15 protein-coding genes, 1 other RNA gene and 1 pseudogene are annotated in these 25,411 nt (G+C 45.2%); 5 read left to right on the forward strand and 12 right to left on the reverse strand.

All coding sequences use genetic code 11. From position 1 onward, the window contains the following. Positions 1-16 precede the first annotated feature (16 nt). Positions 17-1,339, forward strand: a complete 1,323-nt coding sequence (locus tag LAY41_RS05835; RefSeq protein WP_249095165.1) for a toprim domain-containing protein — start codon at positions 17-19, stop codon at positions 1,337-1,339. On the opposite strand, the gene LAY41_RS05840 is transcribed toward LAY41_RS05835, so the two are convergent. The 5 genes and pseudogenes from LAY41_RS05840 to LAY41_RS05860 form a co-directional block, all read right to left on the reverse strand. Next, on the reverse strand, positions 1,336-3,012 hold the full coding sequence (locus LAY41_RS05840; protein WP_249095168.1) for an asparagine synthetase B family protein: 1,677 nt from the start codon (positions 3,010-3,012) through the stop codon (positions 1,336-1,338). The two genes, LAY41_RS05835 and LAY41_RS05840, sit on opposite strands and share 4 nt — an antisense overlap. Before the next feature lie 340 nt (positions 3,013-3,352). Further along, positions 3,353-7,033: pseudogene (locus LAY41_RS05845) on the reverse strand (adenylate/guanylate cyclase domain-containing protein); the annotation flags it as partial. A gap of 83 nt (positions 7,034-7,116) precedes the next feature. Beyond that, positions 7,117-9,996, reverse strand: coding sequence for a response regulator (locus tag LAY41_RS05850; RefSeq protein ID WP_249095174.1), 2,880 nt, complete (start codon positions 9,994-9,996; stop codon positions 7,117-7,119). Further along, positions 9,993-10,388 (reverse strand): response regulator, encoded by a 396-nt coding sequence (locus LAY41_RS05855; protein WP_249095178.1) that lies wholly within the window; start codon positions 10,386-10,388, stop codon positions 9,993-9,995. Before LAY41_RS05855 ends, LAY41_RS05850 begins: the two co-directional genes overlap by 4 nt. A gap of 18 nt (positions 10,389-10,406) precedes the next feature. Then, positions 10,407-16,361, reverse strand: a complete 5,955-nt coding sequence (locus tag LAY41_RS05860) for an ATP-binding sensor histidine kinase (RefSeq protein ID WP_249095179.1) — start codon at positions 16,359-16,361, stop codon at positions 10,407-10,409. A gap of 429 nt (positions 16,362-16,790) precedes the next feature. On the opposite strand from LAY41_RS05860, the gene LAY41_RS05865 reads away from it, so the two are divergent. Beyond that, positions 16,791-17,324, forward strand: a complete 534-nt coding sequence (locus tag LAY41_RS05865; RefSeq protein WP_249095181.1) for a GAF domain-containing protein — start codon at positions 16,791-16,793, stop codon at positions 17,322-17,324. Positions 17,325-17,439: 115 nt separating this feature from the next. Here LAY41_RS05865 and LAY41_RS05870 read toward each other — a convergent pair whose 3' ends face one another. The 7 genes from LAY41_RS05870 to corA all read right to left on the reverse strand — a co-directional run bounded on the left by LAY41_RS05870 (position 17,440) and on the right by corA (position 22,034). After that, the gene (locus LAY41_RS05870) at positions 17,440-18,459 is read right to left on the reverse strand and encodes a Gfo/Idh/MocA family protein (protein WP_249095183.1); all 1,020 of its coding nucleotides are present in this window, start codon (positions 18,457-18,459) and stop codon (positions 17,440-17,442) included. 195 nt (positions 18,460-18,654) lie between these two features. Further along, complete coding sequence (locus tag LAY41_RS05875; RefSeq protein ID WP_249095185.1) at positions 18,655-18,828, reverse strand: hypothetical protein; 174 nt, start codon at positions 18,826-18,828, stop codon at positions 18,655-18,657. Then, complete coding sequence (rnc, locus tag LAY41_RS05880) at positions 18,821-19,543, reverse strand: ribonuclease III (RefSeq protein ID WP_249095187.1); 723 nt, start codon at positions 19,541-19,543, stop codon at positions 18,821-18,823. The genes LAY41_RS05875 and rnc overlap by 8 nt, the downstream gene beginning before the upstream one ends. 37 nt (positions 19,544-19,580) lie before the next feature. Then, an RNA gene (gene rnpB / locus LAY41_RS05885) (RNase P RNA component class A) lies at positions 19,581-20,004 on the reverse strand. Between the two features lie 95 nt (positions 20,005-20,099). Then, a complete protein-coding gene (locus LAY41_RS05890; protein ID WP_249095189.1) occupies positions 20,100-20,291 on the reverse strand; it encodes a hypothetical protein in 192 nt (63 codons plus the stop codon). A gap of 342 nt (positions 20,292-20,633) precedes the next feature. Next, positions 20,634-20,771: a hypothetical protein gene (locus LAY41_RS05895; RefSeq protein ID WP_249095192.1), complete on the reverse strand. Its 138-nt coding sequence runs from the start codon at positions 20,769-20,771 to the stop codon at positions 20,634-20,636. 96 nt (positions 20,772-20,867) lie between these two features. Next, positions 20,868-22,034, reverse strand: coding sequence for a magnesium/cobalt transporter CorA (gene corA, locus LAY41_RS05900; protein ID WP_249095195.1), 1,167 nt, complete (start codon positions 22,032-22,034; stop codon positions 20,868-20,870). A gap of 216 nt (positions 22,035-22,250) precedes the next feature. Between corA and LAY41_RS05905 the strand changes: the two genes are divergently transcribed. From LAY41_RS05905 to LAY41_RS05915, 3 genes are read left to right on the forward strand one after another with little or no spacing between them, the layout of a single operon-like run. Then, positions 22,251-23,423 carry a class I SAM-dependent methyltransferase gene (locus tag LAY41_RS05905; RefSeq protein WP_249095197.1) on the forward strand — a complete coding sequence of 391 codons (1,173 nt, stop codon included), beginning with the start codon at positions 22,251-22,253 and terminating at the stop codon, positions 23,421-23,423. Continuing rightward, positions 23,420-24,199 (forward strand): RNA-guided endonuclease InsQ/TnpB family protein, encoded by a 780-nt coding sequence (locus tag LAY41_RS05910; protein ID WP_338022937.1) that lies wholly within the window; start codon positions 23,420-23,422, stop codon positions 24,197-24,199. Before LAY41_RS05905 ends, LAY41_RS05910 begins: the two co-directional genes overlap by 4 nt. Before the next feature lie 3 nt (positions 24,200-24,202). Then, complete coding sequence (locus LAY41_RS05915) at positions 24,203-25,354, forward strand: class I SAM-dependent methyltransferase (protein WP_249095201.1); 1,152 nt, start codon at positions 24,203-24,205, stop codon at positions 25,352-25,354. Positions 25,355-25,411: the final 57 nt, after the last annotated feature.

The raw sequence follows: 25,411 nt of genomic DNA on the forward strand, positions 1-25,411 counted from the left end.
AGTGACGGAAATGGGAATGAAATGCGTCCAGTGCGGAACCGACAACATTTTGCGCGATCGCACCAATAATTCAGGTCGCTGTAAACAGTGCAACCATCCGTTTGTGTTTGAACCCACTACCGTCACCGATCGAACATTAGCATTCACCGATCAGTTTTTTAAGAAGGCGATCGAAGATATTTCCAGCCAAAATATGTTATTTTTCACGCCCAAACAGGTTTTGTATTTTATCGACAGACGGCTTAAAACTGACATTTCAGGTAACAGATGGGTTTGGATTTTTCACTACTTTTTCTTTGGCTTTCTTTCGCGAATCTTCGGCATGATCTTCGTTGGTAGTATTTTTTATGACGTAAAACTCATATTTCTGATTCCATGTGTTATTTACAATCTTTACTGGATTAGGACACTTTATAATAAGAGTGAATCTCCTCAAAGCAATCTTAGATCGAGAAGAAATAATGCAGTAAAACTCCAAATCTTAGGCGCGCTCATTCTAGTCACAAATATTCCGGCAACCATCCTTACCAACTCTTTGGCCGGATATATGACAGTGGCTTTGCTAGGGCTATCTTCCTACTGGCTCGGTATTTCACAAAAACGTCGTCAACAGATAACTGGTGAAGTATTTCTCGTCAATGCAGCGCAGAGCGATGAGTGGCTGCAACGCTGGCAAAGGGTGAATGGCGCATTAGAAAAACTGCTGCCAACTCCTCGTCAAAACGCTTTGTCCGCCAGCATCGATCCCGAAGTTAGCGCCTACAGTTTCGATCGCGCCATTGTTTGTGACAGTGACGCGATCGCTCAATTCCTAATTGCCAACAACGTCCATTTTGAAAACAACTGCGCCATTCTCAGCATCAGCGGCTATCCCCAAAGCATCTTCAACACCGTGATCGAAATGCTGCGACGCAATGCCGATTTGAAAGTGTATGCGCTCCACGATGCTAGCCCTGCTGGAGTGAGTTTGTTGCATCAATTACGAACTAATCCGGACTGGTTCGCTCTTCAAGCGGTGACAATTTTTGATTTAGGCATCTCTCCCCGTCAAATATTGGAGACCCGCGATATGTTTGTGCAACAGTCTGAAGCAATGGTACAAACCGCCCGTCAACTGCCCGACGCGGTGAGGCAAGGTTTAACGCCCGAAGAACTAGCGTGGCTGGATGCAGGCAATTTTGTTGAACTGGAATCGTTTGCGCCGCAGCGGTTGTTGCGCGTCGTGAACTACGGACTTGCTCAGAGCGGCGATCCGCAGAGCAACGACGGCTTAATATTAGTGGATAATTCTGTCGGATATGGCGGGGGTTATGTGTTTATCTCCGATAGTTTTGGTTAACGGCGATTCACCTGTAGCCAGATTTCCAGTGTCACCAGCAGCCACAGCTTCAGCCCGTAGCGGGGAAAAACTTCGCCGCGATAGTCTAGCCAGTCGCGAATCAGCGTTTGATCGAGGTAAGGCGCGATCGCCGCCCGTCGATTCAGCAGCAGCGATCGCGCTTGTCGTTGCCAATCCCTCAAAAACCACTGCTGCATCGACATCACCATGCCGCTTTTCGGACGGTTGACAATGACATCGGGCAGCAAATCGGCGACAGCAGCTTTGAGGACGGCTTTTTCTTGTGCCCCCGAAAGCTTGTATTCTGGCGGAATTTGCAAACTCAGCGCCACCATGCGCGGATCGAACAGGGGCGATCGCGCTTTTAGTCCGGCAGCAGCGGTGAGATTATTCACCTTGGTCAAAATGTAATCGGCTCCCTTGAACTCGATGTTGAGCCGCATCAGCCGATTCAAAAACGCGGTTTCTGTCTGTTGCAATTCCTCAGCAAATACGGAAGGAGCATTCTTCACCCGATCCCACACCTCCGGCTTCAGCAAACGCGGCAAATCCACATAGCATTTCTGAAAAGAAGTCAAGTAAGCTGCGATCGGATCGGCTTCACCCTGAATCGAACCATACAAACTATTTAGCAGCATCGGCTTATTTTTGGGCCCACCAAAGCACGGATCGCCACCTTCGCCATTCAGCACCACGCCCGCAAATTGCTTTGCCTCTAGCGCCAGCAGCAAATTTGGCACCGTCAAGCCTTCCCCAACCGGATCGTCCATCGCCGCCAGCGTTTCCGGCAACAACTGCCAAATTTTTTGGGGCGAAACTTCTAAGATGTGGTGTACGGTGCCGCAATGTGCCGCTACGACGTTGGCAAATTCAATCTCGCTCGGATACTCAGCGCCAAAGTGAATCGAAAAAGTGTGAACCGGACGATCGTGAAGCCGCGCTGCGATCGCTGTCACGCAGCTTGAGTCAATGCCGCCCGAAAGGTATGCTCCGACTGGCTCAACCGCCGGAAGCGCCTGCTGCACCAGTTGTTCCAACAGCTCGCGCACCTGCCGACTGTGCCAAGAGAGGGGGCGATCGGCGTTGGTAATTTGCTCCTGCGGCTGCCAGTAGCGCTGTGGCTGGACATTATCCGGTAAGCACAGGTAGCTGCCCGGTCGCAACTCTCGCACCCCCTGCCAGAGCGTTTGCGCTCCGGGTACAAAGGCACAGCACAAATAATCACGCAAAGCCACTAAATCGAGTTCTCGATCGTGATACGGATTGAGCGATCGCAGTCGGGGCGCAAGGAAGCGAGTCGTTCCCTCACTCGTGTAGTAGAGCGTTTTGGCTCCGACGCGATCGCGCCCCAGACACAAGGTTTGCTGCTCTCGATCCCACACAGCAAGGGCAAATTGTCCTTCCAGCAAACTCAGTGTTTCAGTGCCCCACTGCTCCCATAGCTGCCCGACGATCGCCAGATCGTTCAATCCATCTACGTCAGTCAGTTGTTTGAGCAGAATGGAGCGATCGAAGCAGCAGTCACCCACCAGCACAAATCGCTGACTGGGGCTGAAGGTCGGCTGCACTCCGATCGCGGCCAAACCGGAAGTTGCCCAAGTCGCCTGAAGCGAGCGCGCTGTTGGCCCCCAAGCAATCACCCAATTAGGATTGATGAACTTCTGTGTCTGCATTGATGTAACGCAATGGTCTGCCTGTAGGTTCTGGGGAAATTGAAAGCGCCCATCCCTACATTCTGATGAAACGACTAAAAATTCCAGGAGCAAGCTCGGCATCCACGTACAATCAATCCCATGCTAGCACGCAGGATTATTCGAGCTAACAATTGGTGGCTATCAGAAAATAATAAAATATTATGAATTACGGCGATAGCTTGTAGCGTAAAGGTTGTAGGTTGGGTTTCGTTCCTCAACCCAACTTCAACGTCTAACTTGTTGGGTTTCGTTTCGCTCAACCAAACCGACAAATAGATTAGCTAAAGTTATCACCCTAAGTATGGGAGAGCCAATGAGATTACTCATTTGAGATTTGCCCTGTGAGCAAATAGGTAATCATTTGCCCTTTGCCTTTGATAGCGATCGCACCCCTTTTTTCAAACAAATATTTATCTTTTAAACGCTCATAAGTAGCCTCCGTAATTTGAATACTTCCCGGTAGACCTGTTGATTCCATCCTTGAGGCAATATTAACTGCATCGCCCCAAAGATCGTAGATAAACTTTTTCGTACCAATGACTCCCGCTACCACTTGTCCGGTATTAATTCCGATCCGAATTTGAAACTGCTCACCCTTTTTGGCTTGAAAGTGGTTAATGGCAATTTGCATATCCAGTGCCATTTCCGCGATCGCTTCTGCATGATCGGATCTTGCGATCGGCAATCCACCCACCACCATATAAGCATCCCCAATCGTTTTAATTTTTTCTAAACCGTGTTTTTCAGCTAGTTCGTCAAAAGTAGAAAAAATCTCATTTAGCAAGTTTACCAATTCGAGCGGCTGCATTTTAGCAGAAAGAGGAGTAAAGCCAACGATATCGGCGAATAGAATTGTCACTTCGTTGAAATGCTCAGCGATTGGAAGCTGCTGTTTTTTTAACTGGTTAGCTATAGCTTCTGGCAAAATATTTAGTAATAATTGTTCCGATTTTTCCTGCTCTAATCGCAAGGCTTCTTGTGCCTGTTTGCGATCGCGCGATTCGATTGCCAAAGCAACCAAATCGGCAATAGAGCGAGCAAAACTTTCCTCTTCCGGCGTCCAGTGATGGACTCCTCCCACCTGTTCCAAACAGACTATACCCAAAGTTTTTCCACTCTGGTTAATCGAAACATCTAGCAAAGATTTAATGTCCAAAGGAATCAGGTAACATTCAACCAATTCCTGGAGTCGCGGATCGGTAAGAGCCTCGACAGCAACGACGGAAGCAGAGGATTGTAAAGCTTTGAAATAGGAGGGATAATCTTCGATAAAGATTTCCATCCCTTCTGAATAACGGTTGCGATCGCTCTCGAACAGATTCAAACACTCAATCTTAGACCCACTCCGATCGTACAACCATACACTCACCCGCCCTATCCCCAGCATTTTAGCAGTTGCTTTGGTAATCGCTTTCAGCGCTACTGACAAATTTCCCTGGGAAATCGCCTTATTTCTTGTCAGTTTTACCAGCACTTTGTTTTGTTTCCGCAATTGTCTTTCGCTCTCTCGCAACGCATCCTCTGCCAGTTTGCGCCGAGTAATATCCGTGACAATCCCTTCGTAATAACATAAGTTTCCTTGAGCATCGCAAACCGCACGGGAATTTTCCGAAACCCAGATAATGCTGCCATCTTTGCGATAAACCTGAGATTCAAAATTGGATAAAGCACCATTGTTTGCTAGCATTTCTACAAAAATTCTCCGCCGATTTGGGTCTACATAGACTTGTTTTTCAAGATTAGTGACGTTAGCAATCAATTCCTCTTGCGAATCGTAACCATAAATTCGTGCCTGTGCCAAATTGGCACTGAGATAGCGTCCATCGGGGGATGTTTGGAAAATGCCCTCAGTGGCATTCTCAAAAATACTGCGATATTTTTCCTCAGCTTGTCGGAGAGCTTCTTCTGCCCGTTTGCGAGCAGTAATGTCCCGCACCAGGATTAACACCTCATTCTTATTTATAGGGACAATTCGGACTTCTTCATCTAATATCCCGGTATCAATGTGAACTTGCTGTTCGTAAATTTGTACCGCACTTGTTTCCAAGGCGCGATGGATATAAAACATTCTCTGTTTAAACAATTCTGGCGGAAATCCTGTCGATAAGTGCTGACCGATCGGATTGTGGCTGATAGCCGACACCTGAGAAAATTTCGGTTGGATGAAGTCCAAGTAATAGCCATCTCGATTGATTCGCATCATTAAATCGGGAATCGCCAAGAGAATCGCTTGCTTTTGTGCCTCGCTTTGGCGCAGTGCTTCGTCAGCTCGCTTGCGTTCGGTGATGTCAAATATCGCTCCATCCAACCAGAGCATTACCCCATCTCGATTGAAAATGCCCTGACCTTTTTCATAAATCCAACGGATACTGCCATTGGCATGAATTATCCTGTACTCCAGAATATAAGGAAGTTTTGCACTCAAGGCCCGATCGACATTTATTTCCACCATCTCTGTGTCATCGGGATGAATGATACTACCAAAAGTTCGCACCTGATTGTCAATAAAATCAGAAGCAGGATAGCCAGAAATTTCCTCGATTACATCGCTGATGAAATCCATTGTCCAGTCAGAGTCCCACTTGCCGCGATAGATAGCGCCTGCGATATTAGAAACCAAACTTCTAAATCGCTCCTCGCTCTCTCGCAGTGCTTCTTCTCCTCGCTTGCGATCGGTAATATCTTCGGAAATGCACAGCAAGTGCGTCACTTGAGAGCGATCGTCAATCAGAGGCACTTCCAGGGTACGCAACCATATTGTTTCACCGGATTTTGTATCGATGGGTTGAGCGGGAATGTCAATTAACTTGCCCGTTTTCACCACCTCCAAGTCCTTTTCCACAAAGAAATCTGCTTGCTCTTGGGAATATAAATCGTGGACATTGCGCCCAATAGCCTCATCTCTGGAATTGCCAAAAATCTGTTCGCTAGCTTTGTTCCACAGCACATAGCGAAAGTCATTGGCAACATCTTTGGCAAATACTGCCAAGGGAATGTGTTCGATGATGCTGTCTAAAAACCGCTGTTGTTGAGACACTTCCTCTTCCAAGCGCTTGCGTTCGCGTGCTTCTAGAGCTAAAGATGTTAAATCTGCTAATGAGCCTGCAAAATTTTCCTCTTCCAGCGTCCAATGACGAGCTAATCCCACCTGTTCCAGACATAAAACACCCACCGTATGTCCGCCCAATCGAATGGGAGTATCTAGCATAGAAGTGATGCCTAGTGGAACCAAGTAAGACTCTGTAAATTCTCCAGTTCGAGGATCGTTACGAGCATCGTGGGCTGCGATCGTCCAGTCTTCTAGCAAAGCTTTGAAATAAGCAGGATAGTCTGCTGCTGTCAGATCAAGTCCTTCTGAATGTTGGTTTGGAGTGCGCTCAAATAAGTCCAGGCATTGAATCGCCGAACTTGTCTCGTTATACAACCAGACACTAGCTCGTTCGAGATCTAGGGTATGGGTAGCCGCTTCGGTAATTTCTTTGAGGGCAACATTGAAATTGCCCCCATACAGCCCCTTATTTCTTGATAAGTTTACCAGCACTTCGTTCTGATGGCGTAACCTTATTTCACTTTGCCGCAGGGTTGTTTCGGCGAAGGTGCGATCGCGAATTTCTTGTTGCAGCACTGCATTTTGTTCTTGCAGTTGCTGTTGCAGTTTCCACAGAGCTAAGTGATTCTCGACGCGAGCTACAACCTCTGCACTTTGAAATGGCTTTGTAATGTAGTCTACACCACCAACAGCGAAGGCTTTTACTTTATCCAACACATCATCAAAGGCGCTGATAAAAATTACCGGCACCTTGCGAGTTTGCTCATCCGCTTTCAGATGTTGACAAACTTCATAGCCATTCATTCCTGGCATATTGATATCGAGTAAAATCAAATTTGGTAGAATTGCCTGACACGCAGTCAAGGCCATATTACCGTTCAGGGCTTTGCGAACTTCATACCCTTCCTCGGTTAGGATCGTTGATAAAAGGCGCAGGTTATCCGCTTTATCATCAACAATAAGAAGATTTCCTTTATTTTTCAGAAAAACTCCTTCTTGCTGATCTATTTTAGTTATTAATGCTTGGTCTTTATTCATTTTTTTGTTTGTTGAATAAAATCTATGACCTTATCAAAACGAAATTCATCGGCCCAGTCTTTTAAGGTTTTGGCGAGAGGGGAGTCGTTCGCTGGAATTTGCTCGATCAGCTCGAAAATTAGGCTATCGCTGCATTGGGCCGCCGCCTGATATAGCTGCGTTACCCATTCCGTAGGCATTTGGGACAAGTATTCATCAAGGGGTCGAGCTGAGCGGTGGCTGAGATCTGGTGAAACTAGATCGATCGCAACCTCTTGTTGCTGGGATTTAACTTCCAAGCTCTTCGCCACAGGCTCGTCATAAATGTATAGCACCCCTAAATACTGAGCCATTTTTTCTAAGATTAGCTCGATTGAGAACGGCTTGCTCACAAAATCGTCGCAACCAGCTGACAAAATAGCGATTCGGTCTTCCTCAAAGGCACTCGCAGTCAGGGCGACGATCGCAATCGACCCACCCAGAGGATGCGCTTTGATGCGTTTGGTCGCCTCGTACCCATCCATCACCGGCATCTGCATATCCATCAAAATTAAGTGGGGTTTCCAACTCTCCCACAGAGCAACTGCTTCCATACCGTTGACCGCCGCACGCACCCCAAAGCCTACGGTTGTGAGCAATTTAACCAGCAGGAGGCGGCTGACTTTCACATCTTCAACCACAAGGATACGATAGGAAAGTTGGTTAGGCGCTAGCCCAATTACCTTGCGGGTGTCCTGAGAAGTCGGAACTTGGTGGCTCTCAACTACACAAACAGGAATATTAAATTTAAAAGTTGTTCCTTTACCGACGGTACTGTTCATAGTGATATCTCCTCCCATCAGTTGCACGAATTGTCGGCTAATGGGTAAACCCAATCCGGTTCCTTGCTCAGATTTTCGACCCGTTTCCGTTTGTCCGAAAGGTGCAAATAGGAGATTTATTTCTTCACGGGCAATGCCAGGGCCAGTGTCTTCAACTTCAAATAGCAGACGCTGAACTTTTGAATCAGGGAGGAAGGAAGTAGCGGAAAAATCTTCTTTGTCTTCATTCTTAACTCGCAACACAACAGCGCCAGATTCCGTGAATTTGATCGCATTTCCAAGCAGATTTATCAAAACTTGATGCAACTTGTTCCCATCTGTTTTCACGTATTGGGGAACGTCTGGAAATAGATCGAAGATTAACTCTAATCCCTTGGACTTAGCTTTGAGTTGGAACATCTCGTTGAGAGTGCCAAGCAGGCGGCATAGGTCAAAGCTATTTTCATTCAACGTTACCCTGCCTGCCTCAATTTTAGACATTTCCAAAATGTCATTAATCAATGTCAGCAAATGCTCGCCACTGCGACTGATAATTCCCAAATGTTGCTTCTGCTCAGCCGATAAGGATGAATCGCGGTTCATCACTTGGGTAAAGCCCAGGATCGCGTTGAGAGGTGTACGCAGTTCGTGGCTCATCTTGGAGAGGAATTGGCTTTTGGCGCGGTTCGCTGCATCGGCGGCATATACAGATTCTTGGAGCTTCTCTTCTGCTTTTTTGCGCTCCAATTCGGCTCCGGCTCTGGCAGCGAAAATTTCCAAAATTAACTCTATTCTCTGGTCATTGCCCATCGGCTTCACATCCATCACTACCAAATGGCCTAAGACATTGCCATTGGAGTTAAACAGGGGCATTCCTGCATAGCTTTGTATGCCTAAATCATTGAGAAATTTATTGTTAGGAAAATGTGCTTTCAGGCTATTAGGGTAGTAGCACAACTTGGCATTTAAAATAGTTTCACCGCAGGGAGTGCCAGCTATTTCAAACTCGATGTTTTCATTGAAATCAGTGCCATTCCAAAACGCCAGAGTGCGAACTTTGGTTTTTTCCCGATTTGCCAACTCCGTCACCAAGGCGTAACGGACTTGCAGTATTTCAGCTAGATATCGGACACACGAGTGCATGAATATCCCGCCAGTTTTTGAGGCTGTCCCCTCGACTATTAATCGCAGCGCTTCTTCCCGCCGCTTGCGATCGGTGATATCTCGCGCTACTAAAATTACTGAATCTGGAGAAAGAGGTGAAATGTTTGCAGACAGCCAAACTTCTCGATCCTTAATTGTGAGACTGTATTCAATATTGACCGTCTGGTGATTTAATAGTGCTTGTTGAATGCAGCTAAGAATGAGGTCTGCTGGCTCTTTTGGTAGAACATCGTGCAGCGTTTTGCCAATCATATCAGCAGCCTGTTTGTACAAATGCGCTGTATAGGTGGGGGCGATTTTGAGACAGCGCCCTTGGGCATCTCTCACCATGACAACATCAGTCATCGCCGCGAATATGGCACGCAGCTCCACGTCAGATGCTTGCAGTGCTGACTCTACTTGTTGGCGTTCGCGAATCTCTTGTTGCAGTTGCCGATTTTTTTCTTCTAATTCCTGCGTCCGAATTTTTACTAATTCCTCTAATTTGTGATTGTAATTCTCCAATTTAGAATTTTGTTCGACTAGCTTTTTTTCCTGACAGTACCTGCGTACTGCCTCTTTAACCGTCAATCTTAGGTCTTCTGACTGCCACGGCTTGGCAATATAACGATATAAATTTGCGTTATTTATAGTATTCGCTACCGCTTCAATATCTGCTTGCCCTGTCAGCATTATTTTGATGGTTTTGGGTAAGATGGCATGAATACGCTTTAATAATTCATCGCCTTTAATATCGGGCATTATATAGTCGGAGATTACCAGAGCAATTTCATACTCATTTTTTAGCAACTCTGACAATAACTCCAAAGCATCTTCACCACCTTCAGCAGTTTCTATAAGATATTCATCCCCAATTGCCCTTTTCAGTTCAATTTTCAGACTATCAAGGATGGTATATTCGTCATCGACACAAATAATGACTGGTTTATTCATACTTTTGACAAGCCATCCTTTATAGTTTCAATTAATTCTTTTTTAGTCCAGGGTTTTGGCAAGTAAGAATGCAGGTTAGCTAGAAGCTTGGCACGTTCGATCGCTGCTCCATCGGCTTGTCCTGTTAACATTATTTTAATGATGTTGGGATATTTTGCATGGACGCGAATGAGAAATTCATCTCCCTTGATTCCCGGCATTAGCCAATCAGAGACGATCGCTACAATATCAGTTCCCTCTTCTTTCAGTTCCTCAATGATTTCCAAGGCTTCATCAGCACTCTCAGCAATTTCATAAAGGTAGGCATCCTTAAACTCGTTTCTGAGTTGGATCTTCAGACTATTCAAAACTACGTTCTCATCATCAACGCATAAAATCACTGGTTTAGACATAGGGTAGTTCGTCCTCGTTTAGTTAATTGGAAGGGACACCGTAAAAGTGGTTTGACCGGGCACGGATTCTACTGAAATGTTACCCTCGTGTTTATCAATAATCTTCTTGACAATATTCAGTCCCAAACCGCTACCTTCTCCTGGAGGTTTTGTGGTGAAGAATGGATCGAAGATTCGCGACATAATTTTCGGAGCTATTCCCGTGCCGCTATCGGTGATGCCGATCAGTAAGTTGGTATCTTGCTGCCTTACATCAATGGTTAAGGTTCCCTTGTTACTCATCGCTTGTAAAGCATTATGGACTAGATTTGTCCAAACTTGATTGAGTTCGTCGGGATAGCACAGAATTGAGGGCAAGGCCCGATCGTAGTTTCGGATCGTCTCCACACCATGTTTGAGTTGACTTTCATAAAGGGTTAACACAGTTTCAATGCCTTCTATTATATTTGCCTTTAGCTTGTCTCCAGAATTGTCATAACGAGCATAGTTTTTCAGGGCAAACACTATTTTGGCAGCCCGGTTTGTGGCAGTAGTGATGATTTGCGTGCTTTTTTGGACGCTGGCAAGTTGGTAGAGGGTGTTTAAAATATCTTCGCTTTTTGGATCTTTTAACAATGGCAAAAATGGTTCGATATTTTCATAAATTCCGATGTCTACTAGGGTATCGGCAATCGTGTCAGCATTGGTAATGTCGCGATCGGAAAGTTGACTAATTAAAGCGCGTTTAAAAGCTCGTTTTTCTTTGGTTGAAAATGTAGTGACTTGTTTATTTAAATTTTGCAGCAAGGCAAAGAAGTCTTGCTGACGTTGTGGAGAAAGTTGTTGAAAAAATGCGGGTAATTTTTCTAGGTATAAAGTCATGAACTCGGCAATATTCTCAACGGATGAGCGAATAGCTCCCAAGGGAGTATTGATTTCGTGGGCAACACCAGCAACCAGTTGACCTAAAGCTGCCATTTTTTCGGATTGGATTAGTTCTTCTTGGGTGGCTTGCAGGTGTTCCAGTGTTTGAGAGAGTTCTTGAGTGCGTTCTGCGACTTGAATTTCTAAGTTGCGATTGTATTCAGCTAATAACTTTTCGGCTTGTTTGCGTTCGGTGATGTCTTGAAAGGCTGCAAGTGCATAAGTTATATTGCCTTCTGCATCATAGATCGGTGTTCCCCAAACTTCTAGGGGGATAATCTTGTTTCCTTGGTGAATTTCCAGATCGTCAACTGTCGCACTTTCTCCTTGCAATGCCCGAATTGTAACATTGCGCTCATTGGGAAAAGGTCGATCGCTTCCGGCGAGATAGGCTTGATAAACTTCTGCTAATTGTTCGCCTGTGGCATTATTTACTACTCCTTTGCCCAGGATCTGCTGTGCGGTTTGATTGGCATAGCAGGGTTCACCGCCTGCATCCGCCACAAATACGCCCACTGGGATAGCTTCTAGAAATTGAGTCAGCCGACTCTTGCTTTCGCGGACTTCTGCGTAGAGTTTGGCATTGGCGATCGCGATCGCTGCTTGACCAGATAACAGTTGCAGGACTTCCAATCTGTCAGGGGTAAAAGCTCCGGCAATCAAATTATTTTCTAGATAAACAATGCCGCTGAGTTGACCCTGATTCATCAGAGTAGCACACAAAATAGATTTAGTCTGATGTTTTTTGATGTAGGAGTCATTGGTAAAATTTCCCTCACTCATGGCATCATTCAAAACCACAGATTCCTTCGTGCGGATAACGTAGTTGATTATGGATACGGGTAGGTAGTTATCAATAGGAATTGACTGCAAAACGGCGATACGATCGGAATCCACTGCACCCGATGCTTGAATCAGCAGTTTTTCCCCATCCTCTACCGGGGAATTTAAAATTAAGTATCCAACTTGCGCCCCCGCATTTTCGATGAGAATTTTCATCAATTTAGCGAGTAATTTATCCAGCACCATTTCGCCGGAAATCGCTTGCGATGCTTTCATAACTGTAGCTAAATCCAAAACTTCGCCTGACTTACTGCCAGTTGAGGTAGTGCTAGTTATCGTGCCCGTGTCTGGAATCCTTCTCGCTGCCCCAATGCGCCTGAGTAACTGCGGGTAATTTGACTCTAAATGCTTGATTTTTGCCGCCGCTCCCCAGCGAGAATAGCAGTAGTAGGCATCAGTCATATAAACTTGGGCGATTTTTTCTTTGCCCCATGAAAGGTAGAATTTCGCAGCTAGTTCGTTGGCAAGGGCTTCTTCGTTGATATACTCATTTTGTTTGGCTTCAGCAATGGCCCGATCGTACATCTCTAGGGCTTCCACATATTGACCGAGTACCCGATGTCGTTCGGCTTCCACTAGATAAAATTTGTGTAAGTGATTCATGGGAGCATAATGCGCCCATTTCTGCATCTTTTCCTGGTTAGTTATTACCTGTTCTATTAGGGTTTGTTGTGCGGATTTCTCGACACTAGCATACAAGCCCAGCCTTGCTAAAGAATCATAGAAATGGAAGACAGGAACAGCTAGCATTCCAGTCACGCTGTCTAAATATTCTGCTGCTTTGGCCGCATTTTCAACCGCTTGAGAATATTCGTAAAACAGATAACTTAAAATCAGCTTATTTAAATATAAATTGTTAAGTGATAGGCGGTCATTCGCCGCTAAAAGCTCTTGCAATAATTGTTCTTCATTGTAAACTTCGCCAATTAAGACACTGGGATTTGGAGTTTGGTAAATCAAATTCAAAACAGCTTGATGAAAAACATCCATTTTTTGTCTAATTTGACCTATATCGCCACTGTATTTAGCAGAAGTATTAACAAGATAGTTCAATTCTTTACCGATAAAATATGAATGTTGAAAATTCACAGCTGCACAATAACCAGCCCATTCAAACTCTCCGGTTGTTAGTCCTGTTTGATAACCTAATTCTAAATAAATTAATGTTGAAGCGACAGATTCTTTCCAATGATATATATGTCCTGCAACCGCTTCAAATGTCATAGCTTTAAGTGAATTCTCATTGAATAGCGACAATACATTTAAAGCTAACTTGCCAAATTTATAACCAGATTCAATGTCGAATACTACTCCGCACAAAATTGCTCCGTAAGTAGCATAAGCATAGCTAGACCAAGGCGCATTTCCATATTTAATAGATAGATTAACTTCTTCGCAGACAATTAACGTAAACATTGGAGGAGCTACCATATAGGCAGCAGGAGCTATCCTCGCTAGGATACGCATAGCTGCTAACTTTTCTGGATCGGTCATTTTTGGCAGGTGAATTAATCGATCGATCTGCCTCCCGTTCAAATTTGAAATTGTTTCTGAGAGTTTTCCATGAAGATCGGATAAGCTAGGTTGTTCGTTCAAATTTATACCCAATAATTTCACAACTTGTAGCCCAATTTTGAGTACTTCTAGCAATCTGGCTTTTACTTGATAAGCTTGCATTTTGACTTCATACACTTTCACGCGATCGAGCAAAGTTTTTGCTTGTTGCAGCACCACTTCTACCAGTGTCTCCATCTGCTCAAAGTCACCCGATAAATATGCCGCCTCCGCTGCTAATTCATAAAGTGCCAGGGTCATGTTATACTGTGTTTGCCAGCTATCTTGTGCTAAAAGCTCTCGCCCCAAATTAAAATACCTGCTTGCCGCCCCATAAGCTGTCGCTGCTTTGGCTTTCTGACCTGCGATCGTATTCAGTCTGGCAATTTCATCTCTTTCTTCTTGACTGATATGCAGAGATGTTAAATTTAACGTTTCTACAACGCCAAGATTGAGATGATCCACAATTTTAAATATCCGATCTGATAACGCCTCTGGCTCAGTATTCCGCCACAGCAAGCGACCTATTTGCAAATGAACTGCTTTTTTCGGCTTTTTATCGCTCAAAGCATATGCCGCTTGTTGGACGCGATCGTGCAGGAATTTATAATTTTGAATTAGCAGTCGATCGTCTAATTCTGATGTCGGCAGGATAAACCCAGACTGAACAGCCGTAACTAGGTCAGTAAAAATTTGCGTGGGTAATTTTTCACAGATGATAGAAAGGGTATTTAAGTCAAAAAATGCGCCCACACAAGCCGCCAAGCTTAGCACCTCCTGCGTTGTTTCTGGCAATTTCTGCAACTTACCTATCATCAACTCCACCACATTGTCTGTGATTCCCTTCGCCTCAATTTCTGCAATATCCCATTGCCAGCAGTGACGTTCAAAATCAAATGCGATCAGGTTTGCGGCGTACAGAGTTTTCAGAAATTCGTTGACAAAGAACGGATTGCCAAGAGTTTTCCGCACTACCAATTCTGCCAAGGGTTTTACTGAGTTAGGATCGCTGTGCAATGTGTCGGCAATCAAGTGGCTAATATGCTCTACGTCTAAAGGAGTTAAGGTAATAAAATTGACACTTTCTCCTTTCTGTTGTAACTCATCAAGCATTACGATCAACGGATGGGAAGCGTTGACTTCGTTATCGCGATAAGCCCCTATTAAAAATAGGTATGACCTATTCGCATCTGCGATCATTAGCTCAATTAACTTCAGAGATGCTCCGTCTGCCCACTGTAAATCGTCTAGAAATATAACTAATGGATGTTCTTTGGCACAAAATGCCCGGATAAAGTTTTGGAAAACAAGATTAAAGCGATTTTGCGATTCTTGCGGCCTTAATTCTGGTACGTCTGGCTGCTTGCCCACAATCAATTCCACTTCGGGAATTACATCTATAATTACTCTACCTTGCTGGCCGAAAGCAGCTAGGAGTTTGTCTCGCCATTGCTTTAGCTGTGCTTCGCTTTCAGTTAAGAGTTGCTTCACCAATCCCTCAAAGGCGACTACTACAGCAGAATAAGGAATATTGCGTTGAAATTGATCGAATTTACCTGAAATGAAATAGCCGCGCTTTTCTGTAATCGGTTTGTAAATTTCGGCTACCAGGGATGATTTACCGATACCGGAATAACCCGCTATCAGCATCATTTCGATTTTGGATTTTGGATTTTGGATTGGGGAATGGGCAATTTCTACAACTGATTTGTTCTGGGGAGACGCTACGCGATCGAAAGCTTTGAGGAGATCTTTAACTTCTGCTTCACGTCCATAAAGTTTTTGAGGAATAAGAAACTTGTCGGAAATATCTTGTGTACCCAGAGTCAAATCTGATATATTCCCATGACGCTGTAATTGAGTCAAACATTTTTCCAAATCGGCTTTAATTCCCCAGGCACTTTGGTATCGTTCTTCTGCCGTTTTCTCCATCATTTTCATCACAAGATCTGACACAGCTTTGGGAATATCGCTATTTAATTCATGGGGGGTAATTGGCTGTTTAGCAATATGACAATGCACCAATTCTAGGGCGTCGGTGGTAATAAACGGCAATTGTCCCGTGAGCATTTCGTAGAAGGTGACACCGAGGGAATAAAAGTCGGTGCGGTAATCTAGAAAACGGTTCATTCTCCCTGTCTGTTCGGGAGATATATATGCCAAGGTGCCTTCTAAAACATTGGGATTTTTGAGTGTAGGATTTTCGCGGGTTAAGACGGTGGAAATACCAAAGTCGATAATTTTGAGTTGCCCGGTTTCTGGGTGAAGAACTAAATTGGATGGGTTAATATCTTTGTGGATTATATTGGCTGTGTGAACATGGCCTAAACTATGAGCAATAGCAATAGCGATCGCTAAAAATTCAGCTATGTTAAATTTCCGGCTATTCATCAATATTTTCAAAGATTCGCCGCCAAAATCTTCAAAGATAATGACGAGAGTATTCTGATAGTTTTCTAAACCATAAGCTTTGATGATGCCATGAATATTCAGGTTGGAGGCGAGTTCATACTCTTGCTTATATCTGCGGATCTCCTCTGGGGTGGGATAGTCTTGTTTCAGCACTTTGAGGATAACAGGTTGGTTATCCTTCTGAAGGATGCCTCGATAAACTTCGGAGTTAGGACTGTCATAGATTTTGGCTGTAACTGCAATGCCGGGAAGGTTAAGCATAGTTAAGTTCTATGTATTTAGGGATTAAGTCGTCTGTAAAATTGCACCCATCCTTCATAAGAAGGATAACGCCTTCCGCAAAATCTGGCAGCAACAGCCGACGCTGGCATTGCGTTTAAAGCTTATGGGCGCGTTGCAATACATCCTACAGATAGATTTATAGCATAGAGAACAAAAAAGGTTGGGTTGAGGTAACGAAATATAACGCGGCTCTAAGCTTTGTTGGGTTTCGCTATGGCTCAACCCAACCTACAATTCTTAAGTTCCAGTAGGAGTAAAACCCACATCTACAACATTTGGGTATATGATTAAATATCAAGAATTACCATAGCCGTCCAACCGTCATCAGTTTTTTCCAATTGAAAACGATGTAAAGTAAGAGATTTTAGATTGAATTATGCTAGAGAAACAACGGAGTTAGACGTAATTATGACAGACCAAACTCTACCGACAGTTCTGGAGAAAATTTTGAGCGACAGCAGTACGCCAGATGCTGTTTTTTCTGCCTTGCTGCCAGCTTTGGGCGAGGTGTTAAAATGCGATCGCATCTTCCTTTATTTGTACAATCCACAAAAGCAGCTTGGCAAAGTAGCTTACTGCTGGCGTCGCAGTCCTGAGTATCCCGATGTCACAGAGTTTAATTGGAAAAAAGAACCGGCATCATTGCCCCTTGAAGACCCCCTGTTTGCGGCAGCATTACGTACCGAACCATCTGTTTTTGTTGAGGATGTCGAGACAGCTAGCCCCAAAGTCGTCAACAAAGATTTTGAACAAAAAAACTTTGGGCATAGAGCATTAGTTCACGCTCACCTGTGCCAGGATGGTTTATTGTGGGGGATTTTGCAACCCTGTGTCTTCGGTCAACCAAGGGTGTGGACTGAGTTCGATCGCTTTGTGATTGCCACAATTACAGAAAAGATCGCACCCTTAGCTGTTACTTATATCAAAACGACTCACTTCTAATATTTATAAAATGTTTTTCTGTGGACTACTTGTTTCGATAAACTATCGCCAAACAAGTTACAGTTCCACAGCTAATCAAACTTATCAAACTTCCATTCTAGTAGATTATAGGTTATTAAAATTTGAACGGTTGGGGAACAGTAACGGGCACTCCACCTTGTTCTAATGATTCTGTCAACGCACGGAGAATTTGGACTAAATGAGCGCCAACCCAACCCGAAGAAACAGTTGAGGTTGTGTTCTGGCTAACACAATCAAGAAAGTGTTCGCAAACTCGTTTTAGAGGTTCTCCTGGTTCGACATTCACGACTTCATGGCTTTGATTCATAGGAGTAAATCGGTTGCCGCTTTGCTCCAAACTGCCATGCTGTATAGTCAGAGGTGATTCTGTCGATAACTCGTCAAAGATCAAAGTCCCCTGACTGCCTACGACTCCCAGACGCCGCTGTTTATCGGGATTGAACCAGCACAAATGGATATATGCTTGAAATCCGCTGGGGTAGGTAAGCGTCACCCAAACCAAGTCGGCTAAACCGCTTTGCAGCCAGACGTTGCCAGTAGCTTGCACTTTTATTGGCGTTTCCCCTAGCCAGGTGTTGAAAATGGCGATATCGTGGATGGCTAAATCCCACATGGCATCGACATCCGGGCGCACGGGGCCAAGGTGGGTTCGGGTGGCGTAACCATAGCGCAAGTCTCCGAGTATTCCCTTTTGGATGACGGCTTTTCCGCCAATTACGGCGGGATGGAATAGATAGGTGTGGTCTACCACAAGTTGCCGGTGCTGTTGTTCTGCTAAACGGCAAAGTTCCAGGGACTCGGCTGGGTATAGGGTTAAAGGTTTTTCTGCTAGGACGTGGTAGCCTTGCTGGAGGGCGTCAGCGATTAAGGTGTAGTGGCTGGAGGCTGGGGTGACGATCGCAACAGCGTCCAGTTCCGGCAATTCTCGCACTTGGGCCCAATCGGTTGCCAGAAGTACGCTCTCATCGAACTGATAACGCGATCGCAAAGCTGCCAATCTCTCCGGATTGGGGTCTACCACCGCCACTAAACGCGCTTGGGGATTTTCTAAGAAGTTTCGCACCAGATGGACACCCCACCGCCCAGCCCCTAATACAGCAATTTTTATTGTCATTGGTTATTTGTTATTGCAAAAGGGAAGATTTTAGATAAAGTAGAAGAATTGAGAAATCCAACAACGTTGCTACGCTTTTATTAGTTTGTCGTCATTCATCCCTGCCTAAAATGTGGTTTTTTTGATAGTATTTTTAGGTAGGGACTTCTGACGACATTTCTGTTAAATCTGAAATTTTAACTCTGAAATCTGAAATTATATCGTGTCCGGTTGCATCGTTAGTACATGAGTGAGATCGTCAAATTGTCTGTTGTCATCGTTGGTTAAATTTTTACCGCAGATGAAGACAGATGAACGCAGATAAACGCAGATAAGAATAATCGCACGTTTTTTTAGGTAACCAATGCGTAAGGACATGATATTATTCATTTGACATTTGAATTTTTGATTGCTCAAAAGCAACTTTTGCAGCAGCTTGTTCGGCAGCTTTTTTCGATCCTCCTTCTCCCGTTCCCCAGGTTTGTCCCAGTACTTTGACAACTGCGGTGAACATTTGGGGATTACCTCGAATTGGCTTCATTTCCTTAACTTCATATTCGGGTAAAACCTTGTAGTAGCTCTGGGTAAGTTCCTGGAGGGCTGCTTTATAATTATGACGGGCTGGGTCGCTGCGAATTTCTGTGGCTAATTGTTTAAAGTGGGTATCTAACCAAGGTAGCACTAATTCCAAAGTGTGGGTACTTAGGTAGAGAGCGCCCAACACAGCTTCTAAAGCGTCTGCCAGCCTAGTTTCCCGTCCGGCAATGTCTCCCGCCGCACTCCGATCGAGCAGTAGGTATGCCTCTAATCCATAACTATCGGCTATTTGTGCCAGGATGCGATCGCTCACCAATTCCGCCCGAATCCCCGAAAACTCACCTACACTACAGTCGGGATAAGTTTCCCATAAAAATTCCGCTGCCGCCAGCCGCACCACGGCATCTCCCACAAACTCTAGCTGTTCGTAGTTAGCCTCTGCCGAAAAAGTCGGATGAGTTAGCGCCAAGTCCAGTAGGTGCCACTGAACTGGTACTTTTTCAGGTAGTCCAAGCTTTTGCAGCAAGCTTTGGAGTTGCTTTTGACGGCGGGGGTAGGTGAGATTCATGGTCGGGAGGCAGACTTCTTTAAAAAAGAAAAGAGAGGAAGAGAGTCGGACATAAGCCGGGTTCTGTTTTCAAGGCCCACGTGGAGCTTTGAAGGCGGTTATCTATCTGGGACGCCTGTTACCAGACGCCTCTAGCGGTACACAATAAGCGGAACGGGTAAAAGACCAACCGTAGTTCCTCCGACCTTGCTCCCAACCGGGGTTTACCGAGCCAACGCCTCTCGACGCTGCTGGTGCGCTCTTACCGCACCTTTGCACCCTTACCCCTAGCAAATCAAAAGTAAAAAGTTTTATTTTTGACTTTTGACTTTTGACTTTTGACTTTCTAGGGGCGGTATCTTTCTGTGGCACTATCCTCACGGTCACCCGCACTGGGCGTTATCCAGCAAGTTTGGTCTTTCGGGAGCCCGGACTTTCCTCAGACTAGCTCTCGCTAGTCCGCAACTGCCTGCGCCTACTCTCTTCCCTTATCATTTTAGATTGTGAATTTTAAATTTTAGATTTTAGATTAGGAATTTGGATATGGGGCAGAGAGGATGAGATCTGTTTGTTTTTCTCAGTTGCGATCTTCTTCTTCTTCTATAGCTTTGTAAAGAGCCTCTGCTTTTTGCCGATCGACGATCGCACCCTTATCGTCTCCTAAACGACGACGAATTTCGCTCCGCAGGTCATAGGCATCAGGCTGGTTTGGCCCCCATACAAATGCCCTACTTTGCCTTGAAAGCCTTTCACTAAGCTGCCCTTGCATCTAAGTCTATTCATAGTGTCCCGTACAAGTGAGACTCCGAGGTACTTATGAAAATTCTGGAGCAAACTAAAACTAGACTGAAACTCAAGCACTCCTCTCTACATCAGATTGCTGGTCGTTCTATGGTATTAGGAGGCTTGTTATTTCTTGTTTTTTTGTTATTTTCCATAACAACATCAGCTAATCTTAATTGCCGTCGTATTCCTCGAAACCCGGTTAGTTGTGAATTGAAACGATTCACAACTGTTGGAGGGATGCAAACTGTCAATATTACCAATCTTATAGGATTAACCAAAGACTATAGTCTCCTAGTAATAGATGCCTATTACTTTGCCAGAAGTATTAAAAAATTTCTAGGTTATGAATAGCTTGGTACTTTGGGTATTGGACTGGTAACTTGCGAATCTGCAAAAATGTGATGAGATAGTGGATAACATACAGCAGTGCATAGATAGCGATCGGGTAGAGCAGGTATTGCATAGCAATCTCACAGTTCAAACTACGCTTAGTGTTCCCATATAGGAGAAGGTTGTAACCATATTATCCGATCGCGTCCAATTCACACTTGACTTGCCCTTAATCTTTCTTGATTGTAGAAAAATTATCGAACCAGCCCCGACGCCAGAAAAAGTAGATTAGACCAGAGGCGATCGCAATCATCACCGCCCAGCAAAGCGGATAGCCCCAGTACCAGTTGAGTTCTGGCATATTCAAGGGGGATTTTTCTGTATCAAAGTTCATCCCATACACACCAGCGACAAAGGTTAGCGGAATAAAAATTGACGAAATCACGGTCAGCAGTTTCATAACCTCATTCATCCTGTTACCGACACTGGATAGATAGACATCCATTAACCCGGAGGCAAGTTCGCGATAAGTTTCCACAATATCCATCACCTGAACTGCGTGGTCGTAACAATCTCGCAGATAAATTCGCACATCGGGACTAATCAGAATACTGCCATCTCGAATCAGGTTATTTATGGCATCTCGTTGCGGCCAAATAGCGCGGCGGAGTGTTAGCAAATCGCGTTTGACTTGATAGATTTTTTCTAGCGTGTGCCGCGTCGGGTTAGTCACCACTTCATCTTCTAGTTCTTCAATCCGCTCACCATAGATTTCCAGCACTGGGAAAAAGCCATCAATAATCGAATCTAACAAGGCATAGGCTAGAAAATCGGCTCCACGCTGGCGGATCGTACCTTTGTCGTGGCGAATGCGATCGCGCACTGGTTGGAAGCAATCGCGCTCTGGCTCCTCTTGCACTGTAAGCAGATAATACTTCCCTAAAACAAAACTGACTTGCTCGCTGTAAAAACCATTACCTTTTTCCTTGGGCATCACCATACGAGCAATAATCACCAGTTGCGAATCCAAGTCGTCCACTTTAGGTCGCTGGGGTACATTGACCACATCTTCCAGAACCAGCGGATGCAAATCAAACACTTGACCCATTCGCCGCCAAATGTTTTCATTTCCTAAGCCGAGTACATCAACCCAAGAAACCGACTCCGTATCCAAATAAGGAATGCAGGCTTCCGGTGTCTCCACTTGAACGCGGGTGGCTTTGCTAGCGCAATAATCGATCAACACAATGGCGGGTGGCGGGGCATCATCCTCAAGGTCAAGAGTCCCCGGCATACTCCCTGCTTTGTCGTAGTTGAAATCAATGTAAGATTCATCTTCATCTTTGGCATGGGCTGGTGCAGCTAATTCTGATGCTGGGAAACGTTTATCTGCCATGTTGGTTCACGTAAGTTCTAAGCTGCTGTGCATCTAATTTTACAGTCAACTTCGATCGGATTCTTGTGGAATGGGCATCTTGCCCGACGAGCGAGTAAAATTTAGATGCGCGACAGCCTATGACATTTCCATAGCTCCGGGTTCGATTCCATCCTTAACATCCCTAATGAGATAATCTTTAGAATTTGAGTTATAACAATTGACCGATCGGCCCAAATGAAGACAATCAAACCAACCGAACCAATTCAGACACGGGGAAACCTGGACAAAGTAGTCATCGAAAACGATGTTTTGCACTTAGCGGGCTGGGTAGCCTCAGTTGACGCAGGCCCTGTGGAAGGCTTCAAGATTGTCTGTGCAGGTAAAGAGTTGACCGAGTTTGTGATGGCTTTGGGCCTTGATAGCCCTGACGTGGAGGAGATGTTTCCAAACCTTGACTGCTCTGAAAAAGCTCGGTTTCATATTAATGTGTTTTTGAACGAACAACAACAAGAACAAGTTCGGAATTCCCTGATCGTTTTAACGCCGCTGTTCGAGGGTAGAAAAGGATGCCTCCTGCTCGATCTGCTAGAGCCTTCCCTACCGCTTCCAGATAGCGATTTGCGGGGCTTTATCGGCGCAAACGTCAACTTTACCGACGCTGCGATCGAATTTCTCGGCTACTTTTTGCAAAAGGGTGGCCTCAAACCGACAGAAAACGTCCTCGATATTGGCTGCGGTGCGGGCCGCATGGCTTATGCCCTAGCTTACTACTTGGCACCCACAGCCCGATATGAGGGATTTGATATCGCACAGCCGTTGATCGAATGGGCCCGACAGAACATTACTGCTCGCTTTCCCAACTTTAATTTCCGCCAAGTAGACATCTACAATAAACTTTATAACCCGGATGGAACTTTGCAAGCGACGGAATTTGCTTTTCCTTATGAGGATGAAACCTTCGACTTCGCGTTGCTGACTTCAGTCTTCACTCATTTACCATCTGAGGAGGTTCGCCATTACCTCGACGAAATTGAGCGAGTTCTCAAGCCAGGTGGTCGTTGTCTATGTACCGTCTTGCTGCACAACGAGGAGTCCCAAAAGCTGATGGAGGCAGGCAAGAGTACTGCTAACTTGGTTTACCAAATCGATGATTATTTCGCTACCAGCCCGGATGTGCCGGAAAGGTTTATTGGTTTCCAAGAAGATTTGCTGATGAAGTGGATTTGCGATCGCGGTTTCACCCTACAGGGCAAGTACTATGGCGATTGGTGTCGCCGCACCGAGTTCACCAGTCACCAAGACATACTGGTTTTCCAAAAAGATTGCTCTTTCGTTTCCCGGATGCGGATGTTCCCTAAGAAGATTTACCGGATGTTCCAAAGTCGCAACATGAATGAAAAAGCTTGACTTTAGTACCAAATAGCATAGTAATAAGGAAAGCTGACCGATGGTACGCCATAATCAACATCCAGTGCCATGTCAGCATTCCCAACCCAATGCGTCATGGTCATCCCATTGGGGTTGATGTCGGGTTGGAGAAGTTTTTGGCAACCAGTGACGGTGTTATCGTCAAACCGCCGAAGTTTTTTAAGAATCTGCAAAGTAGGCTGAAAGTGCTGCAACGCAGACTCTCTAGGAAACGAAAACGGTCTAAGAAATACGAGAAAGCCCGAATCAAAGTTGCAAGACTTCACCACACAATTGACAACACTCGCAAGGACTTTCATTTTAAGCAAGCCCATGCCCTTTGTGACGCTAGTGATATGGTCTTCATGGAAGACCTGGATTACCGAATAATGGCTAAAGGGATGCTGGGAAAACATACGCTGGATGCAGCGTTTGCACAGTTCCGAGCTATCACCAAGTATGTGTGCTGGAAGCGCGGTAAATTCTTTGCAGAAGTTAATGCTAGAGGAACTTCCCAAGAATGTCCTGAGTGTGGTGCAGAAGTTAGGAAAGACCTGAGTGCTAGAGTACATAATTGTCCGAATTGTGGGTATATAACGGATAGAGATGTAGCATCTGGTCAAGTCATTAGAAATCGGGGCATTGCCCTAATTAGTACCGTTGGGCAAACGGGAATCGAAAGTGCCTGTGCAGTCGGTCTGCCGGGGACTGAGGAAACTCAGTCTAGGTCAGAGGCGAAACCCCGCAAGGGAAAAACCAGGAAAACCAGGAAGTGATTCTTGGAAGCCCCCATTATAATCTTCGATTTAGTGGGGGAGGATGTCACGAAGACAATCACACCAACTAAACTGGTTCAAATGCGCGGGAACATCGACAAAGCGGTCATCGAAGACAATGTGTTGCAGTTAATAGGCTGGGCAGCTTCAGTTAATGCAGGCCCTGTGGAAAGCTTAAGGGTTTCATATTCAGGTAAAGAATTCACTGACTTTGAAATGGCTTTTGGCATCAAGAGTCCTGATGTCAAGGAAATATTCCCAAATCTAGAATGCGCGCAGAAGTCGCGGTTCCGCATTCGCATACCTCTCAATCAAGAAGAACAACAACAAATTCGGGATTCCCTCATTGTTGTGACTCCCTTGTTCAAAGAAGGAGAGGGAGGAAGCATACTCTACCTGCTAGAACCTTCCTTACCGCTTCCCAGCGAGGATGACAGCGAATTGATGATCTGGATAGGGTCAAATGCTCTAGCCACCTTCAGCCGCACAGCCATTGAGTTTCTCGGCTACTTTTTGGAAATGGCCGCTCTCAAACCGACTGACTCGGTACTTGATGTTGGCTGCGGTATGGGCCGCATAGCCTACACCCTAGCCTACTACTTGGCACCCACAACCCGATACGAGGGGTTTGATATTATGGAGCCACTAATTCAATGGGCTCAGAATAATATCGCTCCTCGCTTTCCCAACTTCAACTTCCGTCGAGTAGACATTTATAACAAGCTTTATAACCACAATGGAACTTTGCCAGCGACGGAGTTTGTTTTCCCTTACGAGGACGAAAGTTTTGATTTTGTTTTTCTGGGTTCTGTATTTACTCACATCCCGGCTTGCGAGGTTCGCCATTATCTAGAAGAAATCTACCGGGTTCTCAAACCGGGCGGTCGTTGCCTATGTACCGTCTTCTTGCACAACGAGGAGTCGGCAAAACTGATTGCGGCAGGCAAAAGTTCTGCTAATCTGGTTCACGAGATCGATGATTATTTTGCCACCAGCTTGGATATGCCGGAGATGTTCACAGGGTTTAAAGAAGACTTACTGCTGGGGTGGATTGGCTCGAGCGGTTTCACAGTGAAAGGCAAGTATTACGGCTTGTGGTGTGGCCGCACTGAGTTCATCAGCTACCAGGATATTCTGATTCTGCACAAAGATTGAACTAGATTCGTTGAGGTGTAGGGTGCGTTAGCCTAAGCGTAACGCACCTTAAAGCCT

It is taken from the genome of Argonema galeatum A003/A1, from assembly GCF_023333595.1.
Classification (GTDB): domain Bacteria; phylum Cyanobacteriota; class Cyanobacteriia; order Cyanobacteriales; family Aerosakkonemataceae; genus Argonema; species Argonema galeatum.

Coding starts and splice junctions, on each gene's coding strand:
- LAY41_RS05835 (WP_249095165.1), top strand. CDS start 17: ATGAAATGCGTCCAGTGCGGAACCGACAACATTTTGCGCGATCGCACC.
- LAY41_RS05840 (WP_249095168.1), bottom strand. CDS start 3,012: ATGCAGACACAGAAGTTCATCAATCCTAATTGGGTGATTGCTTGGGGG.
- LAY41_RS05850 (WP_249095174.1), bottom strand. CDS start 9,996: ATGAATAAACCAGTCATTATTTGTGTCGATGACGAATATACCATCCTT.
- LAY41_RS05855 (WP_249095178.1), bottom strand. CDS start 10,388: ATGTCTAAACCAGTGATTTTATGCGTTGATGATGAGAACGTAGTTTTG.
- LAY41_RS05860 (WP_249095179.1), bottom strand. CDS start 16,361: ATGCTTAACCTTCCCGGCATTGCAGTTACAGCCAAAATCTATGACAGT.
- LAY41_RS05865 (WP_249095181.1), top strand. CDS start 16,791: ATGACAGACCAAACTCTACCGACAGTTCTGGAGAAAATTTTGAGCGAC.
- LAY41_RS05870 (WP_249095183.1), bottom strand. CDS start 18,459: ATGACAATAAAAATTGCTGTATTAGGGGCTGGGCGGTGGGGTGTCCAT.
- LAY41_RS05875 (WP_249095185.1), bottom strand. CDS start 18,828: ATGAATAATATCATGTCCTTACGCATTGGTTACCTAAAAAAACGTGCG.
- rnc (WP_249095187.1), bottom strand. CDS start 19,543: ATGAATCTCACCTACCCCCGCCGTCAAAAGCAACTCCAAAGCTTGCTG.
- LAY41_RS05890 (WP_249095189.1), bottom strand. CDS start 20,291: ATGCAAGGGCAGCTTAGTGAAAGGCTTTCAAGGCAAAGTAGGGCATTT.
- LAY41_RS05895 (WP_249095192.1), bottom strand. CDS start 20,771: ATGCAATACCTGCTCTACCCGATCGCTATCTATGCACTGCTGTATGTT.
- corA (WP_249095195.1), bottom strand. CDS start 22,034: ATGGCAGATAAACGTTTCCCAGCATCAGAATTAGCTGCACCAGCCCAT.
- LAY41_RS05905 (WP_249095197.1), top strand. CDS start 22,251: ATGAAGACAATCAAACCAACCGAACCAATTCAGACACGGGGAAACCTG.